This window comes from Pseudomonas syringae pv. tagetis, from assembly GCF_022557255.1.
GTDB classification, from domain to species: Bacteria; Pseudomonadota; Gammaproteobacteria; order Pseudomonadales; family Pseudomonadaceae; genus Aquipseudomonas; species Aquipseudomonas caricapapayae.
This window is the reverse complement of sequence record NZ_CP092923.1, coordinates 3,961,967-3,974,781: the sequence shown is the minus strand read 5'-3', so window position 1 is coordinate 3,974,781 and position 12,815 is coordinate 3,961,967. Positions and strand designations below refer to the sequence as shown.

Here is a 12,815-nt window from a genome sequence, read left to right as displayed (position 1 = left end):
GATGTGGTTTCGGTCTACGCAAGACAAGGTAAAGAAATAACATGGGCAGCATGCATCCCGTACAGGTTATCGCGGTGACCGGTGGCAAAGGTGGCGTCGGTAAGACTAACGTGTCAGTGAATCTTTCACTGGCCCTTGCCGAGCTTGGCCGGCGCGTCATGCTGCTGGATGCCGATCTGGGTCTGGCCAATGTCGACGTTCTGCTTGGGCTGACGCCTAAACGTACACTGGCCGATGTGATAGAGGGTCGTTGTGAATTGCGCGACGTTCTGTTGCAGGGGCCAGGTGGGGTTCGTATCGTGCCTGCCGCCTCAGGCACCCAGAGCATGGTGCATCTGTCCCCGGCCCAGCATGCAGGGTTGATCCAGGCGTTCAGCGAGATTGGCGACAACCTCGATGTACTTGTGATCGACACGGCTGCCGGTATCGGTGAATCGGTGGTCAGCTTCGTGCGCGCCGCTCAGGAAGTGTTGCTGGTGGTGTGCGACGAGCCCACGTCGATCACCGATGCCTACGCCCTGATCAAGCTGCTCAATCGCGACTACGGCATGAACCGTTTCCGGGTCCTGGCCAACATGGCGCAGAGCCCTCAGGAAGGGCGCAACCTGTTCGCCAAACTCACCAAAGTAACGGACCGTTTTCTTGATGTTGCGCTGCAGTATGTAGGTGCCGTGCCGTACGACGAGTGCGTGCGCAAGGCCGTGCAGAAGCAGCGCGCCGTCTACGAAGCATTCCCGCGTTCCAAATGTGCACTGGCGTTCAAGGCCATTGCCCAGAAGGTTGATACCTGGCCGTTGCCAGCCAATCCGCGGGGCCATCTCGAGTTCTTCGTTGAGCGACTCGTTCACCAGACCAGTGCAGGGCCTGTGCAATGACTGCGAGCGGCTACCAGATGTACAGCAAGGCTTCCCGTAACTCACAGTACGAGTTGATCGAGCGTTATGCGCCATTGGTCAAGCGTATCGCTTATCATCTGCTGGCGCGCTTGCCGGCCAGTGTGCAGGTCGAGGATCTGATCCAGGCCGGCATGATCGGTCTGCTTGAAGTCTCGACCAAATACGATTCCACCAAGGGTGCGAGTTTCGAGACCTACGCCGGTATTCGCATCCGTGGTGCGATGCTGGATGAAGTGCGCAAAGGGGACTGGGCACCACGCTCGGTGCACCGCAATACCCGCATGGTCAGTGACGCAATTCGGGCAATTGAAGCTAAAACCGGTCGTGATGCTAAAGATCACGAGGTTGCGGCCGAACTCCAGTTGAGTCTCGATGATTATTACGGGATTTTGAACGACACCTTGGGCAGCCGCCTCTTCAGTTTCGACGACCTGCTTCAGGACGGCGATCACGAAGGGCTGCATGAGGATGGCGCAAGCGGTTCGCTTGAGCCGTCGCGCGACCTGGAAGACGAGCGCTTCCAGGCTGCGTTGGCCGATGCAATTGCCAACCTGCCAGAGCGCGAGCGTCTGGTGTTGGCGCTGTACTACGACGAAGAGCTGAACCTCAAGGAAATCGGAGAAGTTCTAGGGGTCAGCGAATCTCGGGTCAGTCAGTTACACAGCCAGTGCGCAGCTCGTTTGCGAGGGCGTTTGGGGGAGTGGCGAGCGCGTTGACAGATGCGGTGCGGCCTGTGGTCGCGCAGTATCTGCATACCGGCTGTGCAGAGCGTTACGTGGTAACAGGATAGACGAGTCAAAAGCCTGTCGGGCAGTGCCCTGATGGGCTTGTTGTTCAGGTCTTTGCCTGTTGTTGTGCCAAGCCCGTCGTCGTTTCGTACAGCCGGGGGTGTGCTGTGCCAGTATTGAGTGAACAGCGTGTTCAGGTGCTGAACGCGTTAAAGACTGCTTGGAGGTCGAATTGGACAAGAACATGAAAATCCTCATCGTTGATGACTTCTCAACGATGCGGCGGATCATCAAGAACCTTTTGCGTGATCTGGGGTTTACCAACACATCGGAAGCGGATGATGGTCTGACCGCATTGCCGATGCTGCAAAGCGGTGCCTTTGACTTTCTGGTGACGGACTGGAACATGCCTGGCATGTCCGGCATCGATCTGCTGCGCGAGGTCCGCAAGGACGATCGCCTCAAAAGCCTTCCCGTGCTGATGGTCACTGCCGAAGCCAAGCGTGAGCAGATCATTGAAGCTGCCCAGGCCGGGGTGAACGGTTATGTAGTCAAGCCATTCACGGCTCAAGCGCTGAAAGAGAAGATCGAAAAGATCTTTGAACGCGTCAATAGCTGATGCATGCCGCGAGGGCGCTATGGATAACAATGATTCGATGGCCGACTTTGAGTCGACCTTAAAAAGACACGCGCAGGAACTCGTCACCAGCCTTGAAAAAGGTCGCTTTGGTGACGCTGTGCAGCTGATCCATGAACTCAACCAGACACGCGACCGCGGCCTTTATCAGGAAGTGGGCAAGCTGACTCGTGAGCTGCACAGTGCAATCGTCAACTTTCACATCGATCCACACATGCCTCAAGCCGAGGAAGTGTCGCAGATCACGGACGCAACCGAGCGCCTGTCGTATGTGGTGAGGCTGACCGAGAATGCGGCCAACCGCACCATGGACCTGGTCGAGGAAAGTACGCCGCTCATGGCCGGTCTCAATTCCGATGCCAAGGCGCTGAGCGATGACTGGGGACGCTTCATGCGCCGCGAAATCGGTGCCGAGGAATTCCGTGAGCTGGCCAAGCGGGTCGATGGCTTCCTGACGCGTACCGAGCAGGAAACCCATAAGGTTTCCGGACACCTCAACGACATTCTGCTTGCCCAGGATTACCAGGACCTTACGGGTCAGGTCATCAAGCGCGTGACGCAACTGGTTACGGAAGTCGAAAGCAATCTGCTCAAACTGGTGCTCATGGCCAGTCATGTCGATCGCTTCGCAGGCATCGAACATGACGAACAATCCATCCTTGCTGAAAAAGATCCTAAAAAACATCTCGCCAAGGGTGAAGGTCCGCAGATTCATGCCGATAAACGTGAAGACGTCGTATCCGGACAGGATGATGTAGACGATCTGCTATCGAGCCTCGGCTTCTAAGGTCTGTTGACGGTTAATTTTAGGGAGCACCCCATGAGCTTCGGCGCCGATGAAGAAATCCTTCAGGATTTTCTGGTAGAGGCCGGCGAAATTCTGGAGCAGTTGTCAGAGCAATTGGTCGAGCTGGAAAGCCGACCGGATGATGCTGATCTGCTCAATGCAATTTTTCGCGGTTTTCACACTGTAAAAGGGGGCGCCGGCTTCCTCCAGCTCCATGAGCTGGTGGAGTGCTGCCACATCGCCGAAAACGTGTTCGACATCCTGCGCAAGGGTGAGCGTCGCGTTGATTCCGAACTGATGGATGTGGTCCTGGAAGCTCTGGACACCGTCAACAGCATGTTCGGTCAGGTACGTGAACGGACTGACGTTACTGCGGCGACGCCAGAACTGCTGGCCGCGCTGTCGCGGCTGGCCGAACCACAATCTGCAGACGAAGTCGCAGCGCCTGAGCCTGAGCCTGAGCCGGCGATTGAAGCTGCCGCGCCGGTAGCCGAGCCAGCGGCCAGCGATGACATTACCGATGATGAGTTCGAGCAACTGCTCGATTCGCTGCACGGCTCCAGTCCAGTGTCTGCGGCTCCATCGGCAGCACCGGCAGCTGCGGTCGCGCCAGCCGGCGATGAAATCACCGATCAGGAATTTGAATCCCTGCTCGATCAGTTGCATGGCAAGGGCAAGTTTGCGGCCGATGCTGTAGCCGCTCCGGTTCCTGCACCCGCTGCTCAGAGTGGCAGTGCAGCGCCAGCCAGCGACGAAATCACCGATGATGAATTCGAAGCACTGCTCGATCAACTGCACGGTAAAGGCTCGTTTGACGCTGCCATAGCCGCTCCTGTGGCTGCTGCACCCGCGGCCGTCGCTGCCAAGGCACCAAGTGTTGCGGCTGCATCGGACGAAATTACCGATCACGAATTCGAAAACCTGCTCGACGAATTGCACGGCAAAGGCAAGTTCGAGCCTGACGCGGTCGTTGCCAAGGCACCGGCTCCGGCAACTGCCGCAGCCGTTTCTCCGCCACCTGCCGCCAAGCCCGCCGCAGCGCCTGCGCCTGCTGCGAAAGCCGAGCCGGCCAAGCCAGCGTCGGCACCTGCCCCTGCGCGTGCTCCTGCCCCTACCGGCGAGAAGCCGGTGGCTACGGAAGCTGAAACCACAGTTCGTGTGGACACTGCCCGACTGGACGAGATCATGAACATGGTCGGCGAACTGGTGCTGGTGCGTAACCGCCTGGTGCGTTTGGGCCTCAACAGCGGCGATGAAGCCATGTCCAAGGCGGTTTCCAACCTGGATGTGGTCACCGCCGACCTGCAGACTGCGGTCATGAAAACCCGCATGCAGCCGATCAAGAAAGTCTTCGGACGCTTCCCGCGTCTGGTTCGTGACCTGGCTCGTCAGCTCAAGAAAGAGATCAATCTGGAACTGGTCGGTGAAGAAACCGACCTCGACAAGAACCTCGTGGAGGCGCTTGCCGACCCGCTGGTCCACTTGGTGCGTAACGCGGTCGACCACGGTATCGAAACGCCGGAAGAGCGCGAAGCCACGGGCAAATCCCGTGGTGGGCGGGTCATCCTTTCGGCAGAGCAGGAAGGCGATCACATCCTGCTGTCGATTTCCGATGACGGCAAGGGCATGGACCCTAATGTATTGCGTTCCATCGCGGTCAAGCGCGGCGTCATGGACAAGGATGCCGCCGACCGGTTGAGTGACACCGATTGCTACAACCTGATCTTTGCACCGGGTTTCTCGACCAAGACCGAGATTTCCGATGTGTCGGGTCGCGGTGTGGGCATGGACGTGGTCAAAACCAAGATTTCCCAGCTCAACGGCTCTATCAATATCTATTCGACCAAGGGCCAGGGTTCGAAGATCGTCATCAAGGTCCCTCTGACCCTGGCGATCATGCCTACCCTGATGGTGATGCTGGGCAACCAGGCCTTCGCCTTCCCGCTGGTCAACGTCAACGAAATCTTCCACTTGGACCTGTCGACCACCAACGTGGTAGATGGTCAGGAAGTCGTGATCGTACGTGACAAGGCCTTGCCGCTGTTCTACCTGAAGCGCTGGCTGGTCAGTTCGGCGGCTCATGAAGAACAGCGAGAAGGGCACGTCGTGATCCTGACGGTCGGCACCCAGCGCATCGGCTTCGTTGTCGATCAACTGGTTGGCCAGGAAGAAGTGGTTATCAAACCGCTGGGCAAGATGCTGCAAGGTACGCCGGGCATGTCGGGCGCCACCATCACCGGTGACGGTCGCATCGCCTTGATTCTCGATGTACCCAGCATGCTCAAGCGTTACGCCGCACGGCGTATTTGAATCCGGGGTTGCGGGCAGCCTGGCTGCCTGCAACACCTATTGGAGTGTTTATGGCAGTCAAGGTCCTGGTGGTGGATGATTCCGGTTTTTTCCGCCGCCGCGTTACGGAAATTCTTTCTTCGGACCCCAACATTGTAGTTGTCGGCACCGCCACCAACGGCAAGGAAGCGATTGAGCAAGCGCTGGCGCTCAAACCTGACGTCATCACCATGGACTACGAAATGCCGATGATGGATGGCATTACGGCAGTTCGCCATATCATGCAGCGTATCCCGACCCCGGTCTTGATGTTCTCGTCACTCACGCACGAAGGTGCACGTGTGACGCTGGACGCGCTTGACGCCGGTGCAGTGGATTTTCTGCCCAAGAATTTCGAAGATATTTCGCGCAACCCGCAGAAGGTCAAACAACTGCTGTGCGAGAAAATCAACAGTATTTCGCGCAGTAACCGTCGCTCCAGCGGGTTTGGTACGACCAGCGCTGCGCCGGCTGCTGCGCCGTCGCCGACGCTCCCTGGCCGTGCAACTGCGCCAGCCGCTGCGCCTGTCCGTGCCGTGCCAGCGCGCAGTCCAGCGCCTGCCACGCCTGCTCACCATGCACCGGCGCACCCGAGTACGTCAGGCACGCCCAAGCGCAAGGCCTACAAGCTGGTGGCTATCGGTACCTCGACGGGCGGCCCGGTTGCGCTGCAACGTGTGCTGACCCAGTTGCCAGCCAGCTTTCCGGCGCCGCTGGTGTTGATTCAACACATGCCCGCGGCCTTCACCAAGGCTTTTGCCGAGCGTCTCGACAAGTTGTGCAAGATCAGCGTCAAGGAAGCGGAGGACGGTGACGTTCTGCGCCCGGGCCTTGCCTTGCTGGCACCAGGCGGCAAGCAGATGATGGTTGACGCGCGTGGCACGGTGAAGATTCTGCCGGGTGATGAGCGCCTGAACTACAAGCCGTGCGTAGACATCACCTTCGGCTCTGCTGCCAAGTCCTATGGCGACAAGGTGCTTTCGGTCGTATTGACCGGCATGGGCGCCGACGGTCGCGAGGGCGCTCGCCTGCTCAAGCAGGTCGGCAGTACGGTGTGGGCGCAGGACGAAGCGAGCTGCGTGATTTATGGCATGCCGATGGCAATCGTCAAGGCTGAGCTTGCAGACGCGATCTACAGTCTCGACGACATCGGTCGGCACCTGGTAGAGGCCTGTCTCTGATGGATGTACTGAGTCTTATCGGCCTGATCCTGGCGTTTGTCGCGATCATTGGCGGCAATTTTCTTGAAGGCGGACACCTCGGTGCGTTGCTCAATGGCCCGGCAGCCCTGATTGTATTGGGCGGCACACTGGGTGCGTCGCTGTTGCAGTCACCGATGAGCGCATTCATGCGCGCCATGAAAATCATCCGCTGGATCATTTTTCCTCCTCGTATCGATCTGCCCGGCGGTGTCGACCGGGTGATCGGCTGGAGCATGACGGCGCGCAAGGAGGGCTTGCTCGGCCTGGAGACGGTCGCCGATTCCGAGCCCGACAGCTATGCCCGCAAAGGCTTGCAACTGTTGGTCGATGGTGCCGAGCCCGCAGCGATCCGCAGCATTCTCGAAGTGGATTTCATCACTCAGGAGACCCGCGATATCCAGGCTGCCAAGGTATTTGAAAGCATGGGCGGCTACGCGCCGACCGTAGGCATCATCGGTGCGGTGATGGGTCTGATTCATGTCATGGGCAACCTGGCTGACCCCAGCCAGTTGGGTAGCGGCATTGCGGTGGCCTTTGTCGCCACCATCTACGGTGTCGCTACGGCCAACCTGATCCTGTTGCCAGTGGCCAACAAGCTCAAGGCGATTGCCCACCGTCAGTCACGTTATCGCGAAATGTTGCTCGAGGGTCTGTTGTCCATCGCCGAGGGTGAAAACCCGCGCTCCATCGAACTCAAGCTGCAAGGCTTCATGGAGTAACAGTGCATGGCTCGTCGACGTCAGGCCGAAGAACACGAAAATCATGAACGCTGGCTGGTGTCGTATGCCGACTTCATTACCCTGCTGTTCGCCTTTTTCGTGGTGATGTACTCGATTTCCTCGGTCAACGAAGGCAAGTACAAGATTCTGTCCCAGGCGCTGGTTGGCGTTTTCAACGACACCGAGCGGACCATGAAGCCGATCCCGATCGGTGAACAGCGCCCGCTCTCGGTCAAGCCTGCCGAACCGTTGGTCAAGGACAGCGAGCAGACTGACGCAGGTATCGGCCAGGCCTCTGATGATCCGTTACAGACCATCGCCCAGGACGTGCGCGATGCGTTCGGCGATCTGATCAAGTCCGATCAGATGACTGTGCGTGGCAACGAGTTATGGATCGAGATCGAGCTCAATTCCAGTCTGCTGTTCGTCAGCGGTGACGCCATACCCAGCGACAAGGCCTTCAACATCATCGAAAAGGTCTCCGGAATCGTCAAACGCTTCGACAACCCGATTCATGTCGAGGGCTTTACTGACGATCAGCCGATCAGCACTGCACAGTTTCCGACCAATTGGGAGTTATCTTCGGCTCGTTCCGCCAGCATTGTGCGCATGCTGGCCATGGACGGCGTCAACCCCGCACGTCTCGCCTCAGTGGGTTACGGTGAGTTTCAGCCGATTGCGCCCAACACCACTGCTGCCGGACGCGCAAAGAACCGCCGTGTGGTGCTGGTTATTTCGCGAAATCTGGATGTACGCCGAAGCCTGACCAGCGCGGGTTCGGCCAATGTTCAGCCTGATGCGGCATTGAGGCGTGCTGGCACACAAACTGCACCGGTGCCAGCAAAGCCGCCGGTACGCGCGAACGCCGTCAATTCTCCGTCACCTGCTCCCTAAACATCGTATCGGCATGGTCGTTGCTGTACGCAAGGAAAAACATCAATGAGAGTCTGGGCAGTTGCCAACCAGAAAGGTGGAGTCGGAAAGACCACCACGACCATTGCCCTGGCCGGCCTGCTGGCCGACGCAGGCAAGCGTGTGGTCGTTGTCGATCTGGACCCCCATGGCTCCATGACCAGCTATTTCGGGCACAACCCGGACGAACTCGAACACAGCGCCTTCGATCTTTTTCTGCACAAGGGCGCGGTGCCGGACGGACTCCCTGGCCAGTTGCTGCTGCCGACCAGCGACCAGCGTATCTCGCTGATCCCTTCGAGCACCGCACTTGCCACGCTGGAGCGTCAGTCACCGGGCCAGAGCGGTCTGGGTCTGGTCATTGCCAAGAGCCTCGCTCAACTATGGCAGGATTTTGACTATGCGCTGATCGACAGTCCGCCGCTGCTGGGCGTGCTCATGGTCAATGCGCTGGCAGCCAGTCAGCAACTGGCGATTCCAGTGCAGACGGAATTCCTTGCCGTCAAAGGTCTGGAGCGCATGGTCAATACCCTGACCATGATCAACCGTTCGCGCAAGGTGCCATTGCCTTATACCATCGTGCCGACGTTGTTCGACCGCCGTACGCAGGCGTCGATGGGCACTTTGAAATTGTTGCGTGACAGCTTTCCCGAACACGTCTGGCAAGCCTACGTGCCGGTTGACACGCGACTGCGCGACGCCAGCCGTCTGGGGCTGACGCCGTCGCAGAATGACAGCAAGAGTCGTGGTGTGATCGCTTATCGGGCATTGCTCAAACATATGCTCGCCGAGCAGTTGAATGCGCAGGTGGCCTGACGTGAGCGTCTATTCTTTCTACACAGTTTGCTCAAGTGATGCCTCAATGCGGCCGATAACTCTATCAGGCTGCACATGCTCCATTTTTTGTTGGGCCCCGGTATGAACCGCCCTGTAGAAGTAGCAACACGACCCAAGCTGGCATTGCAGTCTTATCTGGACGCACTGCTGCACGACGCGACTGAAGTGCTTGAAGAGCCTGTCAGCAGCATCGACGAATTTCAGGCTGCTGTGCTCGAAGAGCAGGCCATTGATGCGCGAATGCAGACGCGCATCAAACCGCTGGCGGTCGCGGTAGCCGCTCCGGCTCCGGTGGCTGTAGCGGTAAAGGTCGCAGCGCCTGCGCCGGTCGTTGAAGCCGCTCCGGTGATCGTTGCCGAAGCGGTGCAGATTGAAGTGCCCGTGCCGGTCGAAGTGGCTGATGCGCAAGTGGCTGTGCCGACGGTTGATCTGGTCGAGCCGGTCGCCGAGTTGAGTACGCTGGTCACACAGCGGACGCCAACGCCACCGCCGACCAGCGATGGCCGTCCGGCATGGGCCGCTGAGCCGTTCGAATGCTTGCTGTTCGATGTGGCCGGGCTGACACTGGCGGTGCCTCTGGTGTGCCTGGGGTCGATTTATCCGCTGGCAGGGCAGGAGCTGACGCCGCTGTTCGGTCAGCCGGACTGGTTTCTCGGGATTTTGCCCTGCCAGGCGGGCAACCTGAAAGTGCTGGATACCGCGCGCTGGATCATGCCTGATCGCTACCGCGACGATTTTCGCCAGGGATTGCAGTATGTGATTTCGGTGCAGGGATACGAATGGGGACTGGCGGTGCATCAGGTCAGCCGTTCGTTGCGTCTTGATCCAAACGAGATCAAGTGGCGCACGCAGCGAGGTCAGCGTCCATGGCTGGCGGGCACGGTCATCGAGCATATGTGCGCGTTGCTGGATGTTGCAGAGTTGGCCGAGCTGATAGCCAGTGGCGCGGTCAAGCAGTTGAACAAGTCGAAATAATCATGGGTCGATGCCAGTGGCGTCACCCGCAAAGAACACACGTGAGGGGTTGGGGTTATGAATAAGTCGTCTGCACAAGGTTCCGAAGATCCTATCCTGCAATGGGTTACGTTCCGTCTGGACAACGAGTCCTATGGCATCAACGTAATGCAGGTGCAGGAAGTGCTGCGCTACACTGAAATCGCCCCGGTGCCGGGTGCGCCAAGTTACGTACTGGGCATTATCAACCTGCGCGGTAACGTTGTAACGGTGATCGATACCCGTCAGCGTTTTGGTCTGGCACCGGTTGAAGTCAGCGACAATACGCGTATCGTGATCATCGAAGCCGACAAGCAAGTGGTCGGGATTCTGGTCGACAGCGTGGCTGAAGTGGTTTACTTGCGTCAGTCCGAAGTCGAAACCGCGCCAAACGTGGGCAACGATGAATCGGCCAAGTTTATTCAGGGCGTCTGCAACAAGAACGGCGAGCTGTTGATTCTGGTTGAACTGGACAAAATGATGTCCGAAGAAGAGTGGTCCGAGCTGGAGAACATCTGATTGATCTTTGAGGTAGCTGTCGTCTTCCTGGGCATTCTCTGGGTAGTCACCCTGTTTATGTTCCTGGCCCATACCAGGCGTCAGCGCAAGCTCGACGCCGAGCGTGATGAGGCAGCTGCCTTGCGTGATCAGCGGATCAAGGAGTTGGCCAGACGTCTGGACAACTACCAGAACGGCACGGTGCGCATGGGCGAAGCGTTGCATGAACTGCGTGCCATTGTTGCGCCGTTGCCCGACAAGCTTACCGCACTGGAACAGCGCGATCCCTCCACGCTGTCCTTTGCTCAGGCTGCACGCCTGGTGGGCATGGGTGCCAGCATCGATGAGCTGACCCAGTCTTGCGGGCTGACCCAGGCCGAAGCGCAATTGATGACCAAACTGCACGGCAATACAGCGAGCTAGTTTCTCGTTCGGATGGCTATCGTTCCCATGCTCCGCGTGGGAATGCAGTTCGTGACGCTCCGCGTCACACAGTGGTTTTGTGATGTCAGGTAGATTGAGGTTCGACTCAAGTCACCTTTTCGCCCCTCGGCGACTTAATTTGATGGGGCCAAAGTAAGCAAACCCCCAGGCTCCGTTTCCGGCCCGACTTCGTCGGGTTCCTTCGCCCTGTCACTGATCCGGGGGTCGCCGCAACGGGCCATCCATGGCCCGGTGCGGCTAGCCTGGCGTCCTGCCAGGCTACCCCCGGATCAGCGCCAGGACTCAGCCGTCACTTACGTCGCACTCTGCGTCGTCAGTGCCATCGCGATAAAAAAGCGCATTTACGATAGCCGTGAGCGCTGGACCGTTTGGAACCTGTAACTCTCGTGCCTGTGCCGTTACTGCTCGTCCAGCGCAAACTCCGTCAGACAGAACGTCGGGATGTTCAGGTCGCGCAGGCGTTGCGAGCCGCCCAGTTCCGGCAGGTCGATAATCGCAGCGGCCTCATGCACCTCGGCACCCATGCGGCGGATCAGGTTGGCGGCGGCGATCAGCGTACCTCCAGTCGCGATCAGGTCATCGAACATGATCACCGAATCACCCTCGCACAGACTGTCGGCATGCACTTCCAGATACGCTTCGCCGTATTCGGTCTGATAAGCCTCTGACAATACATCGGCAGGCAGTTTGCCTTGTTTGCGGAACAGCACCAGTGGCTTGTTCAGTTGATACGCCACCACTGAACCAATCAGGAAACCACGCGCGTCCATGACGCCGATATGGCTGAAATCGGCCTCTATGTAACGCTGCACGAAACTGTCGATAACCTGGCGGGTAGCCTTGGGCGACTGAAAAAGGGGAGTGATGTCGCGAAACACTACGCCCGGTTTGGGGAAGTCCACGACCGGGCGTATCAAGGATTTGAAGGTCGATTGATCGAAAATCATCAGGGGGATCCATGGCAGGTTTGGCCGATAGTTTAAGCCGACCTGCCACAGATCGCACGTTTCAGCTTTGCATCGCACCGCCTGCCAGTGCGCAGAGTTCGATAGGGTCGAGGATATGAATCTCTTTGCCTTCTGCAGAAATCAGCTGATTTTGCTGAAACCGGGTAAATACCCGTGACACGGTCTCGACTGCCAGACCGAGATGATTGCCGATTTCGTTGCGCGACATGCTCAGGCGAAACTGGTTGGCTGAAAAGCCCCTGGCACGGAAGCGCGCAGACAGATTGATCAAAAACGTGGCGATCCGCTCATCGGCAGTCTTTTTCGACAGCAACAGCATCATTTGCTGATCGTCGCGGATCTCGCGGCTCATCACGCGCATCAACTGCCGACGCAGTTGCGGCAATTGCACCGACAGTTCATCCAGGCGTTCAAACGGAATTTCGCACACTGAAGTGGTTTCCAGTGCCTGCGCCGAGACCGGGTAAGCTTCTGCGTCCATGCCTGACATACCCACCAGTTCGCTGGGTAGATGAAAGCCGGTGAGTTGTTCCTCGCCGTTGTCACTGATGTTGAAGGTCTTCAGTGCACCGGAACGTACGGCGTAGACCGATTCGAAGGTATCTCCCTGACGAAACAGAAATTCACCTTTTTTCAGCGGACGGCCCCGCTTGACGATCTGGTCAAGGCAGTCCATGTCTTCCGTGTTCAACGAGAGGGGCAGGCAGAGTGGAGCGAGACTGCAATCCTTGCAGTGAGCCTGGGTTTGAGCACGCAACTTTACTGGCTCGGACATCACTTAATTCCTTGTGGGAAATTACACATAAGCCGTAAGGGTAACTCACCCTTGCTTGTCGGGGCCAGCCTGCAAACCTGTCGGCGTCGTC

14 protein-coding genes are annotated in these 12,815 nt (G+C 58.2%); 12 read left to right on the top strand and 2 right to left on the bottom strand.

All coding sequences use genetic code 11. From position 1 onward, the window contains the following. Positions 1-41: 41 nt before the first annotated feature. The 12 genes from fleN to MME58_RS17555 all read left to right on the top strand — a co-directional run bounded on the left by fleN (position 42) and on the right by MME58_RS17555 (position 10,960). The gene (fleN, locus tag MME58_RS17610) at positions 42-875 is read left to right on the top strand and encodes a flagellar synthesis regulator FleN (RefSeq protein WP_003412391.1); all 834 of its coding nucleotides are present in this window, start codon (positions 42-44) and stop codon (positions 873-875) included. Further along, positions 872-1,612: an RNA polymerase sigma factor FliA gene (gene fliA, locus MME58_RS17605; protein ID WP_002554271.1), complete on the top strand. Its 741-nt coding sequence runs from the start codon at positions 872-874 to the stop codon at positions 1,610-1,612. The genes fleN and fliA overlap by 4 nt, the downstream gene beginning before the upstream one ends. Positions 1,613-1,868: 256 nt before the next feature. Beyond that, on the top strand, positions 1,869-2,243 hold the full coding sequence (locus MME58_RS17600) for a chemotaxis response regulator CheY (protein ID WP_162491446.1): 375 nt from the start codon (positions 1,869-1,871) through the stop codon (positions 2,241-2,243). A 19-nt stretch (positions 2,244-2,262) separates the two neighbouring features. Then, entirely contained in the window at positions 2,263-3,048 is a 786-nt protein-coding gene (locus MME58_RS17595) for a protein phosphatase CheZ (RefSeq protein WP_054987604.1), read from the top strand. 33 nt (positions 3,049-3,081) lie between these two features. Then, complete coding sequence (locus MME58_RS17590) at positions 3,082-5,358, top strand: chemotaxis protein CheA (RefSeq protein ID WP_055005642.1); 2,277 nt, start codon at positions 3,082-3,084, stop codon at positions 5,356-5,358. Between the two features lie 50 nt (positions 5,359-5,408). Beyond that, positions 5,409-6,557, top strand: coding sequence for a protein-glutamate methylesterase/protein-glutamine glutaminase (locus MME58_RS17585; RefSeq protein ID WP_054987606.1), 1,149 nt, complete (start codon positions 5,409-5,411; stop codon positions 6,555-6,557). Further along, positions 6,557-7,297, top strand: a complete 741-nt coding sequence (locus MME58_RS17580) for a flagellar motor protein (protein ID WP_054987607.1) — start codon at positions 6,557-6,559, stop codon at positions 7,295-7,297. The genes MME58_RS17585 and MME58_RS17580 overlap by 1 nt, the downstream gene beginning before the upstream one ends. Positions 7,298-7,303: 6 nt before the next feature. Further along, entirely contained in the window at positions 7,304-8,191 is an 888-nt protein-coding gene (motD, locus tag MME58_RS17575; protein ID WP_054987608.1) for a flagellar motor protein MotD, read from the top strand. A gap of 45 nt (positions 8,192-8,236) precedes the next feature. Then, on the top strand, positions 8,237-9,025 hold the full coding sequence (locus tag MME58_RS17570) for a ParA family protein (protein WP_054987609.1): 789 nt from the start codon (positions 8,237-8,239) through the stop codon (positions 9,023-9,025). 75 nt (positions 9,026-9,100) lie between these two features. Beyond that, on the top strand, positions 9,101-10,021 hold the full coding sequence (locus MME58_RS17565; RefSeq protein ID WP_054987610.1) for a CheW domain-containing protein: 921 nt from the start codon (positions 9,101-9,103) through the stop codon (positions 10,019-10,021). Between the two features lie 57 nt (positions 10,022-10,078). Next, positions 10,079-10,558 (top strand): chemotaxis protein CheW, encoded by a 480-nt coding sequence (locus tag MME58_RS17560; RefSeq protein ID WP_003370201.1) that lies wholly within the window; start codon positions 10,079-10,081, stop codon positions 10,556-10,558. Then, complete coding sequence (locus tag MME58_RS17555) at positions 10,559-10,960, top strand: DUF2802 domain-containing protein (protein ID WP_054987611.1); 402 nt, start codon at positions 10,559-10,561, stop codon at positions 10,958-10,960. It begins immediately after the preceding gene. A gap of 419 nt (positions 10,961-11,379) precedes the next feature. Here MME58_RS17555 and MME58_RS17550 read toward each other — a convergent pair whose 3' ends face one another. Both MME58_RS17550 and fnr read right to left on the bottom strand, forming a co-directional pair. Further along, positions 11,380-11,928 carry an adenine phosphoribosyltransferase gene (locus tag MME58_RS17550; protein WP_055006951.1) on the bottom strand — a complete coding sequence of 183 codons (549 nt, stop codon included), beginning with the start codon at positions 11,926-11,928 and terminating at the stop codon, positions 11,380-11,382. Between the two features lie 61 nt (positions 11,929-11,989). Continuing rightward, positions 11,990-12,724 carry a fumarate/nitrate reduction transcriptional regulator Fnr gene (gene fnr / locus MME58_RS17545; protein WP_054985609.1) on the bottom strand — a complete coding sequence of 245 codons (735 nt, stop codon included), beginning with the start codon at positions 12,722-12,724 and terminating at the stop codon, positions 11,990-11,992. Between the last annotated feature and the right edge of the window lie 91 nt (positions 12,725-12,815).